Source organism: Alkalithermobacter paradoxus, from assembly GCA_002029295.1.
GTDB classification, from domain to species: domain Bacteria; phylum Bacillota; class Clostridia; order Peptostreptococcales; family Peptostreptococcaceae; genus Alkalithermobacter; species Alkalithermobacter paradoxus.
This window is the reverse complement of the sequence record MZGW01000010.1, coordinates 31,324-49,828: the sequence shown is the minus strand read 5'-3', so window position 1 is coordinate 49,828 and position 18,505 is coordinate 31,324. Positions and strand designations below refer to the sequence as shown.

19 protein-coding genes, 1 tRNA gene, 2 pseudogenes and 1 other annotated feature are annotated in these 18,505 nt (G+C 32.2%); of the genes and pseudogenes, 21 read left to right on the top strand and 1 reads right to left on the bottom strand.

Translation table 11 applies throughout. From position 1 onward, the window contains the following. The first annotated feature begins 41 nt into the window (after positions 1–41). The 4 genes from CLOTH_RS09365 (at position 42) to CLOTH_RS10635 (ending at position 4,499) form a co-directional block, all read left to right on the top strand. Positions 42–1,574, top strand: a complete 1,533-nt coding sequence (locus CLOTH_RS09365) for a YbaK/EbsC family protein (protein ID WP_079413412.1) — start codon at positions 42–44, stop codon at positions 1,572–1,574. A gap of 54 nt (positions 1,575–1,628) precedes the next feature. Next, positions 1,629–3,107 carry a glutamate--tRNA ligase gene (gene gltX, locus CLOTH_RS09360; RefSeq protein ID WP_079413410.1) on the top strand — a complete coding sequence of 493 codons (1,479 nt, stop codon included), beginning with the start codon at positions 1,629–1,631 and terminating at the stop codon, positions 3,105–3,107. A gap of 160 nt (positions 3,108–3,267) precedes the next feature. Further along, the gene (cysK, locus tag CLOTH_RS09355) at positions 3,268–4,179 is read left to right on the top strand and encodes a cysteine synthase A (RefSeq protein WP_079413408.1); all 912 of its coding nucleotides are present in this window, start codon (positions 3,268–3,270) and stop codon (positions 4,177–4,179) included. Between the two features lie 167 nt (positions 4,180–4,346). Further along, a complete protein-coding gene (locus tag CLOTH_RS10635) occupies positions 4,347–4,499 on the top strand; it encodes a hypothetical protein (RefSeq protein WP_158080500.1) in 153 nt (50 codons plus the stop codon). A 239-nt stretch (positions 4,500–4,738) separates the two neighbouring features. Here CLOTH_RS10635 and CLOTH_RS10885 read toward each other — a convergent pair. Then, positions 4,739–4,933, bottom strand: a pseudogene (locus CLOTH_RS10885) (cysteine--tRNA ligase); the annotation flags it as partial. Between CLOTH_RS10885 and CLOTH_RS10880 the strand changes: the two are divergent. The 17 genes and pseudogenes from CLOTH_RS10880 to rpoB form a co-directional block, all read left to right on the top strand. Next, positions 4,920–5,147 (top strand): annotated as a pseudogene (locus tag CLOTH_RS10880) (serine O-acetyltransferase); the annotation flags it as partial. The pseudogenes CLOTH_RS10885 and CLOTH_RS10880 sit on opposite strands and share 14 nt — an antisense overlap. A 12-nt stretch (positions 5,148–5,159) precedes the next feature. Continuing rightward, a complete protein-coding gene (gene cysS, locus CLOTH_RS09340) occupies positions 5,160–6,554 on the top strand; it encodes a cysteine--tRNA ligase (protein ID WP_079413404.1) in 1,395 nt (464 codons plus the stop codon). Then, on the top strand, positions 6,555–6,950 hold the full coding sequence (locus CLOTH_RS09335) for a Mini-ribonuclease 3 (RefSeq protein WP_079413402.1): 396 nt from the start codon (positions 6,555–6,557) through the stop codon (positions 6,948–6,950). 62 nt (positions 6,951–7,012) lie between these two features. Beyond that, complete coding sequence (gene thyX / locus CLOTH_RS09330; RefSeq protein ID WP_079413400.1) at positions 7,013–7,771, top strand: FAD-dependent thymidylate synthase; 759 nt, start codon at positions 7,013–7,015, stop codon at positions 7,769–7,771. 11 nt (positions 7,772–7,782) lie between these two features. Further along, positions 7,783–8,517 (top strand): 23S rRNA (guanosine(2251)-2'-O)-methyltransferase RlmB, encoded by a 735-nt coding sequence (gene rlmB, locus CLOTH_RS09325; protein ID WP_079413438.1) that lies wholly within the window; start codon positions 7,783–7,785, stop codon positions 8,515–8,517. Position 8,518: 1 nt separating this feature from the next. After that, complete coding sequence (locus tag CLOTH_RS09320; RefSeq protein ID WP_079413398.1) at positions 8,519–9,040, top strand: NYN domain-containing protein; 522 nt, start codon at positions 8,519–8,521, stop codon at positions 9,038–9,040. Positions 9,041–9,124: 84 nt separating this feature from the next. Then, positions 9,125–9,772 carry an RNA polymerase sporulation sigma factor SigH gene (sigH, locus tag CLOTH_RS09315; protein WP_079413396.1) on the top strand — a complete coding sequence of 216 codons (648 nt, stop codon included), beginning with the start codon at positions 9,125–9,127 and terminating at the stop codon, positions 9,770–9,772. Positions 9,773–9,825: 53 nt separating this feature from the next. After that, positions 9,826–9,901: transfer RNA gene (locus tag CLOTH_RS09310), tRNA-Thr, on the top strand. A gap of 45 nt (positions 9,902–9,946) precedes the next feature. Then, positions 9,947–11,140, top strand: a complete 1,194-nt coding sequence (gene tuf, locus CLOTH_RS09305) for an elongation factor Tu (RefSeq protein WP_079413394.1) — start codon at positions 9,947–9,949, stop codon at positions 11,138–11,140. A 200-nt stretch (positions 11,141–11,340) separates the two neighbouring features. Beyond that, the gene (gene rpmG / locus CLOTH_RS09300; protein ID WP_079413392.1) at positions 11,341–11,490 is read left to right on the top strand and encodes a 50S ribosomal protein L33; all 150 of its coding nucleotides are present in this window, start codon (positions 11,341–11,343) and stop codon (positions 11,488–11,490) included. 23 nt (positions 11,491–11,513) lie between these two features. Next, positions 11,514–11,729, top strand: coding sequence for a preprotein translocase subunit SecE (gene secE / locus CLOTH_RS09295; RefSeq protein WP_079413390.1), 216 nt, complete (start codon positions 11,514–11,516; stop codon positions 11,727–11,729). Positions 11,730–11,757: 28 nt separating this feature from the next. Then, positions 11,758–12,285 (top strand): transcription termination/antitermination protein NusG, encoded by a 528-nt coding sequence (gene nusG, locus CLOTH_RS09290; RefSeq protein ID WP_079413388.1) that lies wholly within the window; start codon positions 11,758–11,760, stop codon positions 12,283–12,285. Positions 12,286–12,338: 53 nt separating this feature from the next. After that, positions 12,339–12,764: a 50S ribosomal protein L11 gene (gene rplK / locus CLOTH_RS09285; RefSeq protein ID WP_079413386.1), complete on the top strand. Its 426-nt coding sequence runs from the start codon at positions 12,339–12,341 to the stop codon at positions 12,762–12,764. A gap of 58 nt (positions 12,765–12,822) precedes the next feature. After that, positions 12,823–13,521: a 50S ribosomal protein L1 gene (gene rplA, locus CLOTH_RS09280; protein ID WP_079413384.1), complete on the top strand. Its 699-nt coding sequence runs from the start codon at positions 12,823–12,825 to the stop codon at positions 13,519–13,521. A gap of 46 nt (positions 13,522–13,567) precedes the next feature. Beyond that, positions 13,568–13,700, top strand: a sequence feature (ribosomal protein L10 leader region). Positions 13,701–13,737: 37 nt separating this feature from the next. Next, the gene (rplJ, locus tag CLOTH_RS09275; protein ID WP_079413382.1) at positions 13,738–14,241 is read left to right on the top strand and encodes a 50S ribosomal protein L10; all 504 of its coding nucleotides are present in this window, start codon (positions 13,738–13,740) and stop codon (positions 14,239–14,241) included. 43 nt (positions 14,242–14,284) lie between these two features. Then, positions 14,285–14,650, top strand: a complete 366-nt coding sequence (rplL, locus tag CLOTH_RS09270; protein ID WP_079413380.1) for a 50S ribosomal protein L7/L12 — start codon at positions 14,285–14,287, stop codon at positions 14,648–14,650. Between the two features lie 155 nt (positions 14,651–14,805). Further along, on the top strand, positions 14,806–18,492 hold the full coding sequence (gene rpoB / locus CLOTH_RS09265; protein WP_079413377.1) for a DNA-directed RNA polymerase subunit beta: 3,687 nt from the start codon (positions 14,806–14,808) through the stop codon (positions 18,490–18,492). Positions 18,493–18,505 lie beyond the last annotated feature (13 nt).

Sequence of the window (18,505 nt, the reverse complement as noted above, 5' to 3'; positions counted from 1 at the left end):
AGGCAGTTCATTAGAACTGCCTTAATTATAAGGTGATAAATATGAAATTAAGTGATATATATTTAAAAACTTATAAAGAGTGTCCTTTAAGTACTGATTTTGATAGTTTAAAGCTATTATATAGAAGTGGAATACTTAAATATTTAGAAGATGGAGGTTATTTATACACAATAATTGGGAATCTATTCTTTGATAAGTTAAAGGAGTTTATTAAAGGAGAATTTAAAGAGTTTAGCAACATAAGTATAAGTGGAAATTATGAAAAAGCTCAAAACTCACTAAACAACGAAATAAAGTCGTATAAAGAACTACCTCTAAATATAGGCTATAGATACACACAGGAAAATGAATACTACAAATTCAAAGATGGATTATTAAATCCTAAGATAGATAATATAATCAAATTTATAAAAATAAGTAGTAGTGAAGATGTGTATAAAGAAAAACAAAATATAGACCATAGAATAGAAAGCATTTTGAATAGTCTTAATATAAATTACTTAAACAATAAAGAAGATAATGGCAACAAATACTTTTATCAAACTAATTATCCACTAAAAGATATACTTTTATGTGAAAACTGTGGATATAATAACTATAAACATGAAGCAAAAACTCAATCAGAGAAGGACTTATCCACAGATGAGATTAAAGATATTGAATATATATATACTCCTAATGTAAGTAGTATAGAGGATTTGGAGAGTTTTTTAGAAATATCACCTAAGAAGTTGATAAAGACTTTAATCTTTAAATGTGAAGATAAAATTGTAGCTGTACTTCTAAGAGGAGATAGAACTATAAACATAAATTCACTATCGAAGTTCCTGAAAGTACCAAAAGAAAAAATAAGTATGGCAAGTGAAGAAGATGTGAAAGCTGCAACTAATGCAGAAGTTGGATTTGCAGGGCCTATAGGTATTAAAGTAGATAATGTACTTGCCGATGAAGAAGTTTTGTATATAAAAAATGGAGTTGTAGGAGCAAACAAAACTGATTACCACATAAAGAATGTAAACTACAATAAAGATTTTAAAGTAGATAATGTGGATAATTTTAAATTATCATGTGAAAATGATAAGTGCATTAAATGTGAAGGAAAGCTCAAAACTGTAAATGGAACTAATTTTATAGATGTACAGATTACACCTACAGATTATACTTATTTGAATTCTCAAGGAAAAGAAGAAAAAATATATAATTTAGAAATTAAATTTTATATAGACAGATTAATTTCTATAATTGTTGAAGAAAATAAAGATGAAAAAGGTATAAAATGGCCTAAAACAGTATCTCCATTTGATTATGAAATAATAATAGGAAATATTAAAAGTGAAAATGAATATAAATGGGGAATGAATATATACGAAATCTTAAAAAACAAAGGATACAATGTATTGATAGATGATAGAAAAGAAAGAATAGGATTTAAGTTTAAAGATTGTGAACTTATAGGTATTCCTGATGTAATAGTAGTAGGAAAAGATATAGAAAATGAAATGGTAGAAATAAGAAGTAGAATAGATGATAGTAATATAAAAGAAAATATAAGGGCATTGACATCTGTTGAATAAACAAGCTGTTTGTAATATAATCATAAAGATAAATTTACACTAGGAGGTTATTTGATGAGCGTTAGAGTTAGATTTGCACCAAGTCCTACTGGATTTGTACATATCGGTAGTTTAAGAACGGCTTTATACAATTACCTATTTGCTAAAAAAATGGGTGGAAAATACATACTAAGAGTTGAAGATACTGATCAAAGCAGATTAGTAGAGGGAGCTATAGAAGGAATGCTTGAAGCTATGGAATGGGCAGGTATCAAGCATGATGAAGGAGTATTCCTAGATGAGAATAAAAATGTATACCAAGGTGGAGAATATGGACCTTATATACAATCTCAAAGGTTAGATATATATAAAAGATACATGGAAGATTTATTAGAGAAAGGACATGCATATCACTGCTTCTGTTCTAAAGAGAGATTAGATAAGGTTAGAGAAATACAAAAATCAGAAGGAAAAATACCTAGATATGATGGATTTTGTAAAGGACTTTCAAAAGAAGAAGTACAAGAAAAAATACAGTCTGGAGAATCTTATGTAATAAGACTTAAGCTTCCTACTAATACTGAAATAAAATTTAATGATATTGTAAGAGGACTTGTTTCAATGAATACAGATGATTTAGATGATCAAGTTCTTATGAAATCAGATGGATTCCCTACATATCACTTTGCAGTTGTAGTAGATGATCACCTAATGGGAATAACTCATGTAATAAGAGGAGAAGAATGGCTACCATCAACTCCTAAACATGTATATCTATACGAAGCATTCGGATGGGAAGCTCCTACATTTGTCCATCTTCCTAACATACTTAATGCTGAAAGAAAGAAATTAAGTAAAAGACATGGAGATGTAGCTGTAGAAGACTTTAAGAAAAAAGGATATTTACCGGAAGGACTTGTAAACTATGTATCTCTTGTAGGATGGTCTCCTGAAAGTAATGAAGAAATATTTACATTAAAAGAACTAGAAGAAGCATTTTCTCTTGAGAGAGTATCAAAAAGTGGAGGAGTATTTGATACTGATAAACTAAACTGGGTAAACCAACACTATATAAAAGAGTGTGATAATGATGTTTTAACAGATCTTGCTATACCGTTTTTAATAGAAGCTGGATATATAAAACAAGATGATGCTAAAGAAAAATATGAATGGATAAAAGAAATGGTATCTATTCTAAAAGAAGGACTTCAGTATGTTAAGCAAATTACAGAAAAAGTTAATATATTCTTTGGAGATACTGTAGAACTTGAAGACGATGAATGTAGAGAATTCTTAAAGCTTGAGCATATACCAACTTTAATAGACGCTCTAGAAGAAAAGATATCTAAAGAAGAAATAACTGTAGATGGAATAAAGAAAATATTTAAGGAAATACAAAAAGAACATGGAATAAAAGGAAAGAACTTATTCATGGGAACTAGAATAATTTTAACAGGTCAAATGCATGGACCTGAAATTCCTCAAGTAATGCAATTACTAGGAAAAGAAGTAGTATTAAAGAGAATAAGATATGTAAAAGAGAATATATTATAAAAGCCTGCTTAAAGCAGGCTTTTATAATATATACTTGAGAAACTCCTATTCTTAATAGGATTTTTATCATTTTGATAAAAAAACATTGACAAAATAGAATTAAAATATTATTCTATATAATATAATTCTGATAAGAATACTATGATATGGAGGTTTTGTCATGATATATAAAAATATAGGAGAACTTATAGGAAATACACCTATTGTAAAACTTAATAATATAGTTAATGAAAATATGGCTAATATATACGTAAAACTTGAGTTTTTTAATCCTGGAGGATCAGTAAAGGACAGAATAGCCTTAAATATGATAGAAAAAATGGAAGCAAGAGGAGAATTAAAGCCTGGAGATACGATAGTAGAACCTACTAGTGGAAATACAGGTATAGGAATTTCTATGGTTGCATCTTACAAAGGATATAATGTTATACTTGTAATGCCAGAAACTATGAGCATAGAGAGAAGAAAAATATTAGCTGGATATGGAGCTAAGTTAGTATTAACAGATGGAGCTAAGGGTATGAAAGGAGCTATAGATAAAGCTAACGAATTAGTTAGAGAAAATGAAACTTATGTAATGTTAAGTCAATTTGAAAATATCGATAACCCTGATGCTCACAGAAATACAACTGCAAAGGAGATTTTAAGCGACTTTGGAAGTGATATAGATGTATTTGTAGCAGGAGTTGGAACAGGAGGAACGATAACGGGAGTTGGAGAAGTCTTAAAAAGAGAAATACCAAATCTAAAGGTAGTAGCTGTTGAGCCATCTTTATCACCTGTTTTATCAGGAGGATCTCCTGGACCTCATAAAATACAAGGGATAGGGGCAGGATTTATTCCGAATATCCTAAACAAAGAAATAATAGATGAAATTGTTCAGATTACAAATGAAGAAGCATTCCAAACATCAAGAGAAGTAGCTATAAAAGAGGGTTTATTCTTAGGAATTTCATCAGGAGCTGCTATAACAGCTGCAATTAAGCTTGCAAAGCAAATAGGTAAAGATAAGCATATAGTTGTTATTGCACCTGATAATGGAGAAAGATATTTGAGTATGGATTTATATTAAAAAGAAACTCCTGTGCAGAATAAAAATTTTTAGGAAAAAAAGGAATTTTCTGAAAAGTGTATAATAATATATATTATAGCTAAAATGATTAGAAATAACATGAATATTGAATGGACACAAAGGGTATAATATATATCGGTTTTATTTTGCAGAGGAGGTCCAATAAGGTGAATAAAGAGTTAGAAGAAATCAAATTAGAACTAAAATCTATATGCGAAGACTTCACGAACATTCTAAAGAAATTAGAATCAGAAAATATAATAACGCCAGAAGAATATCAAATTTATTCTTCAAAGAAAATAGAATTTTTGAGTAATTAAAGTTGAGGCCCTGAACTATAATATTATAGTTCGGGGCTTTAAATTTTATTATCATTATGATATATTAAATCATATAATCCATATAAATATACTAGGATTTTAAAAAGGAGATGGAATGTATGAGAATAATGGATGATATTAATACTATCAAAAAAAATGATCCAGCAGCTAGAAATACTCTTGAAATTATACTAAATTACCCTGGACTTCATGCTATAATAATGCATAGAATAGCTCATTTTCTTTTCACTTACTTCTATTCTAGCTCCTAGTTCTAGCTCTTCTATGTTTTGCTTTGAAAGTTTTCCATAGTCATCAAATTTTTTAGTATCAAAGTATACATCTCCATTTACTTCATATGCAATTCCTTTGCTTTCTAAGTCTTTTATGAATTCAATTATTTCATTTATGTTTTCTGTAACTCTTGGAGGTACTGGAAAAGATACAGGAAAAAGACATCCGACAATAGGAAATAATGTTATAATATCAGCAGGTACGAAAATATTAGGCCCTATATATATAGGTGATAATTCTAAAATAGGGGCTAATGCAGTGGTACTTAAAGATATAGATGCTAACTGCACGGCTGTTGGAATTCCAGCTAGGATAGTCAAAAGGGATGGTATCAAAGTAGACGAAAAAATATAAAGAGGTGATACTGTGAAGCTTTACAACACTTTAACTAGACAAAAAGAAGAATTTATACCAATAGAAGAAGGAAAAGTAAAAATGTACGTATGTGGACCTACTGTATATAATTACTTTCACATAGGTAATGCAAGACCTTTTATAATGTTTGATACACTAAGAAGATATCTTGAGTATAGAGGATATGAAGTAACATACGTTCAAAATTTCACTGATGTTGATGATAAAATAATAAATAAAGCAAATGAAGAAGGCATTACTTCTCAAGAAGTTGCTGACAAATATATAAAAGAATATTTTGTAGATGCAGATGCTTTAGGAATAAAAAGAGCTACTGTACATCCAAGGGTTACAGAAAACATAAATGAAATAATTGAATTCATAAAAGACTTAGAAAGCAAAGGAATTGCATATGAAGTAAATGGAGATGTATACTTTGATACTAAAAAATTTGATGACTATGGAAAACTTTCAAAGCAAAACATAGAAGAGCTAGAACTAGGAGCTAGAATAGAAGTAAGTGAAAAGAAAAATAATCCTATGGACTTTGTGCTTTGGAAATCAAAAAAGGAAGGAGAACCTGGTTGGGATAGCCCTTGGGGAGAAGGAAGACCAGGATGGCACATTGAATGTTCTGTTATGGCATCAAGATACTTAGGAGAAACTATAGATATTCATGCAGGAGGCCAGGACTTAACTTTCCCACACCACGAAAATGAAATAGCTCAAAGTGAAGCTAAAAGTGGAAAACCATTTGCAAGATATTGGATCCATAATGGGTATATAAATATAAATAATGAGAAAATGTCAAAATCTAAAGGTAATTTCTTTACTGTTAGAGATATATCTAAAGAGTTTGATTTAGAAGTTGTAAGATTCTTTATGCTTTCTGCACACTACAAAAATCCAGTCAACTTTAGTGATGAAATGCTTAAGCAGTCAGAATCTGGACTTGAAAGGCTTTACAATGCAAAAGATAGATTAGAATTTTTAATTCAAAACGGAAATGGAAGCTTGAAAGAAGAAGAAAAACAATTAAAAGAAAAATTAAATGAATTTAAACAAAAATTCATAGAAAATATGGATGATGACTTAAACACTGCTGATGCTATAAGTGTTATATTTGAACTTGTTAGATTCATAAACACTAATATAGATGAAAATAGCTCTTTAGAAATAGCACAAAGTGCATATGAAATGTTTAAAGAGTTAACAGGGGTTTTAAACATAGTTAATAAAGTGAAGAATAACATAATAGATGAAGAGATAGAAAAAATGATAGAGCAAAGGCAAATAGCTAAGAAGGAAAAGAACTTCAAATTAGCTGATGAAATAAGAGATAAGCTAAAAGAAATGGGAATAATTCTAGAAGATACAAGACAGGGAGTTAAATGGAGAAGAATATAGATGGAAATTAATAACGCAGGGATGAGACAGCCTTTAGTATTAGCTTATATGGGAGATTGCATATATGAACTTTATGTAAGAGAATATTTAATAAATAAATATCAAAATATAAAAGTTAATGATCTTCATAAGAAAGCCATAAATTTTGTAAAAGCAAAATCTCAGGCTATGGCTATAATTAATATTGAAAGTGAATTAACTGAAAAAGAAAAGTCTATAGTGAAAAGAGCTAGAAATCAAAAATCCAATACAGTGCCTAAAAATGCAGATATAATAGATTATAAATATGCTACTGCCTTTGAGGCACTTATAGGATATTTACACTTAAATAAAGAAAATGAAAGAATGGAACATATAATTAATAAAGCTATAGAAATAATAGATAATGGGATGTAATAAGTACATCCTATTTTTTTGTGGTATAATTAAAGAATAATAAAATTTTAGGAGGATATAAGATGAAAGTTGAATTAATTGAATATACACCAAACCCTGAGAAAGTAATAGCTATGGCTGCAAAACTTTGCTACTCTCCCGTTGGCGTTGATGAGATAGAAAAAAACCTGACAGATGAAAAAATAGAAAAGTTCTTGAATATGCTAATAGGGATAGGTCATGAAAGTCCTATAGAACATATAAACTTTACATTTGCTGTAGAAGGAATATCAAGAAGCTGTTCACATCAAATAGTAAGACATAGAATAGCCTCTTATTCTCAGCAAAGTCAAAGATATGTAAAACTTGATCAGTTTGAGTACATAATACCACCTGAAATACAGTGTATACCTGAAGCTAAAGAAAAATTTATACAAGCTATGGAAAACGATCAAAAGGTATACGATGATTTAGTCAAAGTACTTTCTCAAAAGCACTATGATAATTTCATAAAAGAAGGGAAAACTGAAAAAGAAGCCAAGCTTCTTTCACAAAAAAAAGCAATAGAAGATGCAAGATATGTATTTCCTAATGCTTGTGAAACTAAAATGGTATTTACAATGAATGCAAGAAGTTTATTTAACTTCTTTAAACATAGATGCTGTCAAAGGGCTCAGTGGGAGATAAGAGAATTATCTATAGAAATGCTAAGAAAAGTAAGGCAAGTTGCACCAGTGATTTTCAAAAATATAGGACCAAACTGCATCAATGGTTCATGTCCTGAAGGAAATATGACTTGTGGAAAAATAAAAGAAGTAAGAGAAATCTTCAAAAACATATAAGAGGTGATTTTGTGATTAAAATAGAAGGAAGAAATCCTGTTATAGAAGCATTAAAAAGTGACAGATATATAGATAAAATAATGATAGCTAGTGGAGCTAAGGAAGGATCTATAAATAAAATAATAAGAATGGCAAAAGATAAAGGAATAATAGTCCAAGAAGTAGACAGAAAAAAGCTAGATGAAATTAGTGAAAGTCATTCTCATCAAGGTGTTATAGCAATAGGGAGTGACTACAAATATTATGAGCTTGACGAATTGCTAGAAATACCAAGACAAAAAGGTGAAGACCCATTTTTTATAATACTAGACGAAATAACAGATCCTCACAACCTAGGATCTATAATGAGAAGTGCTGATGCTGTAGGAGCCCATGGAATAATAGTACCTAAAAGAAGATCTGCATCAATTACACCTGTAGTTGCCAAGGCTTCAGCAGGAGCAGTTGAATATATGCCTATATGCAAAGTAACTAATATAGTAAATGCAATAAATAAACTAAAAGAAAATGGGATATGGACAGTTGCTTCTGACATGGATGGAGACACTTATTACGAAAAGAATCTAAAGGGACCTTTAGCACTTGTTGTAGGAAGCGAAGGATTCGGAATATCAAGACTTGTTAAAGAAAATTGCGACTTTACAGTAAAGATACCCATGGTAGGGAATGTATCTTCTTTAAATGCTTCTGTTGCATGTTCTATCTTAGCATATGAGATATTTAGACAAAGAATAGAGAGTAAATAAAATGAACAAAAAGCAGTATCTTATTGTAGATGGATATAATGTAATAAATGCATGGGAAGACTTAAAAAATATGAGTATTGAAAATCTAGAAATGGCTAGAGATAAACTGATAGATATTATGACTGAGTATGGATCATTTAAAGGATACATAGTAATAGTTGTATTTGATGCATATCTAGTTAAAGGAATTAGGATAAATGACAAGAAAATTAAGGATAGAGGAATTAAAGTTGTCTACACAAAGGAAAATGAAACTGCAGACACATATATAGAAAAATTGATAAATGATATAGGAAAAAAACATATTATAAAGGTAGCTACTAGTGACTGGGCTCAGCAACAAATAGTTCTAGGAAGTGGTGCTACTAGACTATCTGCTAGGGAACTGAAACTTGAGGTAGATATAGCTAAGAAAAAAATAGCTAAGAAAGTTGAGGAAAGCAAAATACAAAAAAATACATTAGATTCCATTCTAGATCAAAGTACTTTGTCGAAACTTGAGAAAATACGCAGAAACCATTGAAATTAGTTGACTATAGGCATTTTATTAAATATAATATCTATAGTCAAATCTTATTATGTCGTTTGTTATTGTGGGGGGATTACAATGTTACATGCTAAAGAAAAATATGTACATACATATGAAGATGAAGAACTTGAGGTTGAGGAAATTGTTATCAAAGCCAAACACGGAGACTCTTATGCTTTAGACTACCTTATGAAAAAGTACAAGAATTTTGTAAGGTCAAAAGCTAAGTCCTATTTTTTAGTTGGGGCAGATAAAGAAGATATAATGCAAGAGGGGATGATAGGACTATATAAAGCTATAAGAGATTACGATGAAGAGAAAACATCTTCTTTTAGGGCGTTTGCCGAGCTTTGCATAACTAGACAAATAATAACAGCAATAAAAACAGCGACAAGACAAAAACACATACCTCTTAATTCTTATGTATCTTTAAACAAACCTATATATGATGATGAATCAGATAGGACTCTTTTAGACATAATAACTAGTGGTATTGTTACAGATCCAGAAGAACTTTTAATAAGTAGGGAAGAGATAAAGAATATAGAATCTAAGATGAATGAAATACTTAGCAGTCTTGAACTTGAAGTTTTGGACTTATATCTTAAAGGTAAATCGTATCAACAGATAGCAAAAGGATTAAATAGACATGTTAAATCTATAGACAACGCACTTCAAAGAGTTAAGAGAAAGCTTGAAAAATACCTAGAAAGTAGAAACGGGTAAAACGTATTGACTTTATTTTTTATGAGTAGTAAAATTAATTTGCAGTTTTAAGTGCCCATGTGGCTCAGTCGGTAGAGCGTCGCCTTGGTAAGGCGGAGGTCGGCGGTTCGAGTCCGCTCGTGGGCTCCAGAATTTATGTTTTCTAATACTCATATATAAAGAGGAGGCTCTAAAATGGCAAAAGCTAAATTTGAAAGAACTAAACCACACGTTAACATCGGAACAATAGGACACGTTGACCACGGAAAAACTACATTAACAGCTGCTATAACAAAGACATTACATGCAAGATATGGGCTTGGAGAAGCAGTAGACTTTGCAAACATAGATAAAGCTCCAGAAGAAAGAGAAAGAGGAATCACAATATCAACAGCACACGTTGAGTACGAAACACCAAACAGACACTACGCTCACGTTGACTGCCCAGGACATGCTGACTACGTTAAGAACATGATAACAGGAGCAGCACAAATGGACGGAGCAATATTAGTTTGTTCTGCAGCAGATGGTCCAATGCCTCAAACAAGAGAGCATATACTATTATCAAGACAAGTTGGTGTACCATACATTGTAGTATTCCTAAACAAATGTGATATGGTAGACGATGAAGAATTATTAGAGCTTGTTGAAATGGAAGTAAGAGACTTATTAAATCAATATGAGTTCCCAGGAGATGACACTCCAATAGTAAGAGGATCAGCTCTTCAAGCATTAAATGATCCAATGGGACCATGGGGAGATAAAATAGTAGAATTATTCGAGCAAATAGATGCATACATTCCAGAGCCAGAAAGAGATGTAGACAAAACTTTCTTAATGCCAGTAGAAGACGTATTCTCAATCACAGGAAGAGGAACAGTTGCTACAGGAAGAGTAGAAAGAGGAGTATTAAAAGTACAAGACGAAGTTGAATTAGTAGGACTTGCTGAAGAAACTAGAAAAATAGTTTGTACAGGAGTAGAAATGTTCAGAAAGTTATTAGACCAAGCGCAAGCTGGAGATAACATAGGAGCATTATTAAGAGGAGTACAAAGAGACGAAATCGAAAGAGGACAAGTACTTGCAAAGCCAGGAACAATAAAGCCTCACACTAAGTTTACAGCAGAAGTATACGTATTAAAGAAAGAAGAAGGTGGAAGACATACTCCATTCTTTGATGGATACAGACCACAATTCTACTTCAGAACAACAGACGTTACAGGAGCTATCAAGTTACCAGAAGGAACAGAAATGATAATGCCTGGAGATAACATCACAATAACAGTTGAACTTATAACTCCAATAGCAATCGAAGAAGGATTAAGATTCGCTATCCGTGAAGGTGGAAGAACAGTAGGAGCAGGAGTAGTTGCTACTATAATAGAATAATATACTGAAAGAGAAGGAGTATTCCTTCTCTTTTTTAGATAATATAATTTACGATAATTATCTTTAATGAATCAAAAAAGATTTGACATAAAGGATGAAATGTGGTAGATTTTATAAGGTGATGTTTATAATACAGGCAATCTATGTATAGGAATAGATTAATTAAAATATTATGCTATAGATATCTAGGAGGTGTAGCAATGAGAGTAAAAGTAACTTTAGCTTGTAGCGAATGTAAGCAAAGAAATTACAATACAACTAAGAATAAAAAGAACAATCCAGACAGAATAGAATTAAGCAAATACTGCAGATTCTGCAAAAAGCACACAGCTCATAAAGAAACGAAATAGTTTATAAAGGATGTGAAGCAATAATGTCTGTCCAAGTTAATGTTAACAAAGAAAATGCTAAGTCTCTTGGCAAATTCTTAATTAGTACAAAGAGTGAACTGAAAAAGGTTCATTGGCCTAACAAAAAGGAATTGACAAATTATACGACAGTAGTCCTTGCTTCATGTCTAGTGATGGCTTTGTTAATATGGGCTATTGATTCAGGAATAGGATATCTATTAAAGCTCATACTAAGATAGAAAGATCCTAAAGGGGGTATGCGCCATCATGTCAGAATTAGAAAAAGCTAAGTGGTATGTAGTACATACATACTCAGGACATGAAAATAAGGTTAAGGCCACTATAGAAAAAGCGGTCAAAACAAGAGGTATGGAAGACTATATTTTAGAACTTAGTGTTCCTACTGAAGATGTAGTTGAAATAAAAAATGGAAAAAAGAAAACTAGACAAAGAAAGATATTCCCCGGATACGTTCTTGTAAAGATGATAATTACAGATGAATCTTGGTATGTAGTTAGAAATACAAAAGGAGTAACGGGATTTGTCGGCCCAGGCTCTAAACCAATACCATTATCAGATGAAGAAGTTAAAGCTATGGGTGTTGAAAATGCTATTCCAGAAATAGATATAGAAGTAGGAGAAGTTGTTACTATAAAATCCGGATCTTTTGAAGGATTTATGGGAACGGTTCAAGAAATCAACATGGACAAACAAAGCATGAAGGTTCTTATATCTATGTTCGGTAGAGAAACACCGGTAGAAATAGCGTTTGATCAAGTTGAGAAATATAGTTAAAAACAAGCTATATTTTAAATAAATATTTTGAAAATATAAGGAGGTGCAATGAAATGGCTAAAAAAATAATAGGACAAGTTAAACTTCAAATACCTGCAGGAAAAGCTACACCAGCACCACCAGTAGGTCCAGCATTAGGACAACACGGTGTTAATATAATGGGATTCTGTAAAGAATTCAATGCTAAAACAGCAGATCAAGCTGGTTTAATAATTCCGGTAGTTATATCAGTTTATCAAGATAGATCATTCTCATTCATAACTAAGACTCCACCTGCTGCAGTTTTAATCAAAAAAGCATGCGGAATAGAGTCAGGTTCAGGAGAACCAAACAAAAAGAAGGTATCTAAAATATCTTCAGCTAAAATAAGAGAAATAGCAGAAATGAAAATGCCAGACTTAAATGCTGCGTCAATAGAGTCTGCTATAAGCATGATAGCTGGTACAGCTAGAAGTATGGGTGTAGTTGTAGAAGACTAATTTACCTAAATAAGTGGGAGGTACCACTAACCGCTAATACCACAAGGAGGAATGTAAAATGGCTAAAAAAGGAAAAAAATATATAGAAGCTTCAAAATTAGTTGATAGAGCTAGATTATATGATGCTTCAGAAGCGTTAGAAGTTGTTACTAAAATCGCTAGCGCTAAGTTTGATGAAACAGTAGAAGCTCACATTAAATTAGGTGTTGACTCAAGACATGCAGATCAACAAGTAAGAGGAGCAGTTGTTCTTCCTCACGGAACAGGAAAAACTAAAAGAGTTTTAGTTTTTGCTAAAGGTGAAAAAGCTAAAGAAGCTGAAGTAGCAGGAGCAGACTTTGTAGGAGCAGAAGAATTAGTAAGCAAAATACAAGGTGAAAACTGGTTTGAATTTGATGTTGTAGTAGCTACACCAGACATGATGGGACTAGTTGGAAGACTAGGTAGAGTATTAGGACCTAAGGGATTAATGCCAAACCCAAAATCAGGAACAGTTACATTTGATGTTGCTAGAGCTATCGAAGAAATCAAAGCTGGTAAAGTTGAATATAGATTAGATAAAACAAATATAATTCACGTACCAATAGGAAAAGTTTCTTTCGGAAAAGAAAAATTAGCTGACAACTTCGCAACTTTAATGGAAGCTGTAATAAAAGCTAAACCAGCGGCAGCTAAAGGACAATACTTAAAGAGTATTACTGTAGCTAGCACAATGGGACCTGGAGTAAAAATAAATCCTGTTAAAGTTAATGAATAAAAATGTTGACAAAATGTCATTTGTTATGTATAATAAATGATGTTGCTAAAAATGAATTATTTTGCCGTAGACAGTAGGCGCAGTAAGCTTAAATTTGCCTACCGAGGTTTTCTATAGATTATGGAAAATAGAGCCTTTGTATGTCTATGTGGATATGCAAAGGCTTTTGATTTAACGGCGAAAAACACGAAATAGGTGAAGGAGGTGGACACCTAGATGTCTAAGGCGATTCAATTAAAAGAGCAAGTTGTTGCTGAAATAACTGACAAACTGCAAAAAGCTGCTTCGGCTATAGTTGTTGATTACAGAGGACTAAAAGTTGAAGAAGTTACAGAACTTAGAAAACAGTTCAGAGAAGCTGGAGTAGAGTACAAAGTGTACAAAAACACTTTAGTTAGAAGAGCTGCTAAAGAAGTAGGAATAAGTGAATTAAACGATGAATTATTAGTTGGACCAAATGCTATAGCTTTCGGATATGACGATCCAGTAGCACCAGCTAGAATAATAAGTGAATTCATGAAAACTCATCCAAAATTAGAGTTAAAAATGGGTATAGTTGAAGGAGAATTCTACGACAAATCAAAAGTTGAAGAATTATCTAAAATACCATCAAGAGAAGCTCTTATTGCTAAGTTACTTGGTAGCTTAAAAGCTCCTATGTCAAACTTTGCATACATGTTAGATGCATTAATCAAAAAGCATGAAGAGGGACAAGCTTAGTCCTAAATAAATTAAATCAAAAAAATATCGGAGGTGCACAAAAATGACAATAGAACAAATATTAGAAGCTATTGAAAATATGAAAGTTTTAGAATTAAACGAATTAGTTAAAGCTGCTGAAGAGAAATTCGGAGTATCTGCTTCTGCTCCTGTAATGGTAGCTGGAGCTGCTGCTGGAGCTGCTGCTGCTGAAGAGAAAACTGAGTTTGATGTAGTATTAGCAAGCGCAGGATCTTCAAAAGTAGGAGTTATCAAAGTAGTTAGAGAATTAACTGGACTTGGATTAAAAGAAGCTAAGGAATTAGTAGACGGAGCTCCTAAAACATTAAAAGAAGGAGTTTCTAAAGAAGAAGCTGACCAAATGAAAGAAAAATTAGAAGCTGCTGGAGCATCAGTAGAAGTAAAATAGTTTAAAATAGAAAAAGGTGTCTTTCGTAAAAGGCACCTTTTTTTTCACAAAACTGTCTTGACCTATTGACAAACATGTGATAAAATTATTGAATGCGTTAGAGTGGAAAAATATGTGTTTTTCAGGTTTATTTTATTATGAGAGGTGAAAATTTAATGCCACATCCTGTCGAAATAGGTAAAAGAACTAGAATAAGCTTTTCTAAAATCAAGGAAATAGCAGAATTACCTAATCTTATAGAACTTCAGCTAGATTCCTATAAGTGGTTTTTAGATGAAGGGTTAAAGGAAGTCTTTGAAGATATTTCGCCTATAGAAGACTACACAGGTAATCTTATCTTAGAATTCGTAGACTATTCACTAGATGAAAAACCAAAATATGAAGTAGAAGAATGTAAGGAAAGAGATGCTACATACTCAGCTCCTTTAAAAGTAAAAGTAAGACTTATAAATAAAGAGACCGGAGAAGTTAAGGAACAAGAAGTCTTTATGGGAGATTTCCCACTGATGACAGAAAAAGGAACCTTCGTTATCAATGGTGCAGAAAGAGTAATAGTAAGCCAATTAGTAAGATCTCCAGGAGTATATTATGCTCAAACTATAGACAAATCAGGTAATAAATTAATTTCTGCCACTGTTATTCCTAATAGAGGAGCATGGCTAGAATATGAAACTGACTCAAACAACATTGTATCTGTAAGAGTTGATAGAACTAGAAAACAACCTGTAACAACGCTTTTAAGAGCATTAGGTTTTGGAACAGATGCACAAATCATAGATCTTTTAGGAGAAGATGAAAGACTTCTCTCTACTCTAGAAAAAGATAATACCAAAACAACTGAAGAAGGATTAATTGAAATATACAAGAAATTAAGACCAGGTGAACCTCCTACTGTTGAAAGTGCATCATCTTTATTAAATTCACTATTTTTTGATGCAAAAAGGTATGACCTTGCAAGAGTAGGTAGATATAAATTTAATAAAAAGCTATCTTTACATCACAGAATAATGAATAAAGTAGCTGCAGAAGATATAGTTAACCTTGAAACAGGTGAAGTGTTTGTAAAACAAGGTGAAAAAATAAGTCTTGATAAAGCTATAGAGATTCAAAACTCTGGTATAAAAGTAGTTAATGTATACTCAGAAGATGAAAAGGTAGTTAAGGTTATAGGAAACAACTTTGTAGATATCAAAGCTCACATAGATTTTAATATAGATGACTTAAACATAAGAGAGAAAGTGTACTATCCAGTGCTAAAAGAGATACTAGATAGTTACGATGATGAAGAAGAAATAAAAGAAGCAATAAAAGACAGAATGAGAGAACTTATTCCAAAGCATATAATACTAGATGACATAATAGCTTCTATAAGTTATCAATTCAACCTATTAAATGGAGTAGGTTATACAGATGACATAGACCATCTTGGTAATAGAAGAGTAAGATCTGTTGGAGAATTACTTCAAAACCAATTCAGAATAGGTCTTTCTAGAATGGAAAGAGTTATAAAAGAAAGAATGACAATACAAGATGTTGAAGTAGCTACTCCGCAGGCGTTAATGAACATAAGACCTGTTGCAGCATCTATAAAAGAGTTCTTTGGAAGTTCTCAGTTATCTCAGTTCATGGATCAAACAAATCCACTTTCTGAATTAACTCACAAAAGAAGATTATCAGCATTAGGACCTGGTGGTCTTTCACGTGAAAGAGCAGGGTTTGAGGTTCGTGAGGTTCACCATTCTCATTATGGAAGGATGTGTCCTATAGAGACGCCTGAGGGACCAAACATCGGACTTATAAACTCATTAAGTTCGTATGCAAAAATAAATGAATATGGATTTATTGAATCTCCTTACAGAAAAGTTGAGAAAGAAACGGGAATTGTTACAAAAGAAATACACTACTTGACAGCAGATGAGGAAGATCTTTATATAAGAGCACAGGCTAATGAGCCGTTAGATGAAGAAGGAAGATTCGTAAATAAAAGAGTAACTTGTAGAGCTAAAAATGGTGCTATACAAATTACTCCTGTACATTTAGTAGACTATATGGACGTTTCACCTAAGCAGGTAGTTTCTATAGCTACAGCAATGATACCTTTCCTTGAAAATGACGACGCCAACCGTGCACTTATGGGATCGAACATGCAACGTCAAGCAGTTCCACTAGTTAGAAGAGAAGCTCCTATAATAGGAACAGGTGCTGAATATAGAGCAGCTAAGGATTCTGGTGCTGTTGTAGTTGCTAGAAATTCAGGTATAGCTGAAAAAGTAACTGCTGACGAAATTGTAATCAAAAGAGAAGATGGAAATAAAGATAGATACAAGCTTCTTAAATTCAAAAGATCTAACCAAGGAACTTGTATAAATCAAACTCCTATAATAAATAGAGGAGATATAATTCAAAAAGGAGACGTAATAGCAGACGGTCCATCTACAGATATGGGAGAAATAGCTCTTGGAAGAAACTGTCTTATAGCATTCATGACGTGGGAAGGATATAACTACGAGGATGCTATACTGATAAATGAAAGATTAGTTAGGGAAGATAGATTATCTACTATACACATAGAAGAATATGAATCAGAAGCAAGAGATACAAAGCTTGGACCAGAGGAAATAACAAGAGATATTCCAAATGTAGGAGAAGATGCTATTAGAGATCTAGACGAAAGAGGAATAATAAGAATAGGGGCAGAAGTTGAATCTGGAGATATACTAGTAGGTAAGGTTACTCCAAAAGGAGAGACAGAACTTACAGCTGAAGAAAGATTACTTCGTGCTATATTCGGAGAAAAAGCTAGAGAAGTTAGAGATACATCTTTAAGAGTTCCACATGGAGAGTCTGGAATAATAGTAGATGTTAAAGTGTTTACAAGAGAAAATGGCGATGAACTTTCACCAGGAGTTAATGAACTTGTAAGAGTATATATCGCTAAGAAGAGAAAAATAAATGTTGGAGATAAAATGGCTGGTCGTCACGGTAATAAAGGTGTTATATCTAGAGTATTACCTGAAGAAGATATGCCATTTATGGCGGATGGTACACCAATAGAAATAGTACTAAATCCTCTAGGAGTTCCTTCACGTATGAACATAGGACAGGTTCTTGAAGTTCACCTAGGACTTGCGGCAAAAGCACTTGGATGGCATGTTGCTACATCTGTATTTGATGGAGCTAGAGAAAGCGACATAAGGAAAGCTTTAACAGAAGCAGGTTATCCAGAAAATGGAAAACTTACACTTTGTGATGGAAGAACAGGAGAAGCATTTGACAATGATGTAACTGTTGGATACATGTATATGTTAAAACTTCACCACTTAGTAGATGACAAGATACATGCAAGAAGTACAGGACCATACTCTTTAGTTACTCAACAACCACTAGGTGGAAAAGCACAATTTGGTGGTCAAAGATTTGGAGAGATGGAGGTTTGGGCACTAGAAGCATATGGTGCATCTCATACACTTCAAGAAATATTAACAGTTAAATCAGATGATGTTATAGGACGTGTTAAAACTTACGAAGCTATAATAAAAGGTGAAAACATTCCTGAACCTGGAATACCAGAATCATTCAAAGTTTTAATAAAAGAATTACAGAGTTTATGCCTTGATGTAAAAGTTCTAACTGAAGAAGATGAAGAAATAGAAGTAAAAGAATCTACTGAAGATGATGAACTAATGGATAACTTTGAATATATTCCAAGCGATGATGATATCGAAGATATAGAAGACTTGCATGAAGTTGAAGAAGACATAGAAGAAGATTTCGATATAGAATTTGACGAGAGTGCGTTAGATGAAAGTTTTGAAGAAGATGAAGATGATTTAGATTTTTAATACAACTTTAATA

Bases quoted from the DNA above. Each gene is read 5' to 3' on its own strand.
- CLOTH_RS09320 (WP_079413398.1), top strand. From the start codon at position 8,519: ATGAACAAAAAGCAGTATCTTATTGTAGATGGATATAATGTAATAAAT.
- sigH (WP_079413396.1), top strand. From the start codon at position 9,125: ATGTTACATGCTAAAGAAAAATATGTACATACATATGAAGATGAAGAA.
- secE (WP_079413390.1), top strand. From the start codon at position 11,514: ATGTCTGTCCAAGTTAATGTTAACAAAGAAAATGCTAAGTCTCTTGGC.
- nusG (WP_079413388.1), top strand. From the start codon at position 11,758: ATGTCAGAATTAGAAAAAGCTAAGTGGTATGTAGTACATACATACTCA.
- CLOTH_RS09335 (WP_079413402.1), top strand. From the start codon at position 6,555: ATGGAAATTAATAACGCAGGGATGAGACAGCCTTTAGTATTAGCTTAT.
- CLOTH_RS09365 (WP_079413412.1), top strand. From the start codon at position 42: ATGAAATTAAGTGATATATATTTAAAAACTTATAAAGAGTGTCCTTTA.
- thyX (WP_079413400.1), top strand. From the start codon at position 7,013: ATGAAAGTTGAATTAATTGAATATACACCAAACCCTGAGAAAGTAATA.
- rpoB (WP_079413377.1), top strand. From the start codon at position 14,806: ATGCCACATCCTGTCGAAATAGGTAAAAGAACTAGAATAAGCTTTTCT.
- gltX (WP_079413410.1), top strand. From the start codon at position 1,629: ATGAGCGTTAGAGTTAGATTTGCACCAAGTCCTACTGGATTTGTACAT.
- rplA (WP_079413384.1), top strand. From the start codon at position 12,823: ATGGCTAAAAAAGGAAAAAAATATATAGAAGCTTCAAAATTAGTTGAT.
- rplL (WP_079413380.1), top strand. From the start codon at position 14,285: ATGACAATAGAACAAATATTAGAAGCTATTGAAAATATGAAAGTTTTA.
- rpmG (WP_079413392.1), top strand. From the start codon at position 11,341: ATGAGAGTAAAAGTAACTTTAGCTTGTAGCGAATGTAAGCAAAGAAAT.
- rplK (WP_079413386.1), top strand. From the start codon at position 12,339: ATGGCTAAAAAAATAATAGGACAAGTTAAACTTCAAATACCTGCAGGA.
- tuf (WP_079413394.1), top strand. From the start codon at position 9,947: ATGGCAAAAGCTAAATTTGAAAGAACTAAACCACACGTTAACATCGGA.
- cysK (WP_079413408.1), top strand. From the start codon at position 3,268: ATGATATATAAAAATATAGGAGAACTTATAGGAAATACACCTATTGTA.
- rplJ (WP_079413382.1), top strand. From the start codon at position 13,738: ATGTCTAAGGCGATTCAATTAAAAGAGCAAGTTGTTGCTGAAATAACT.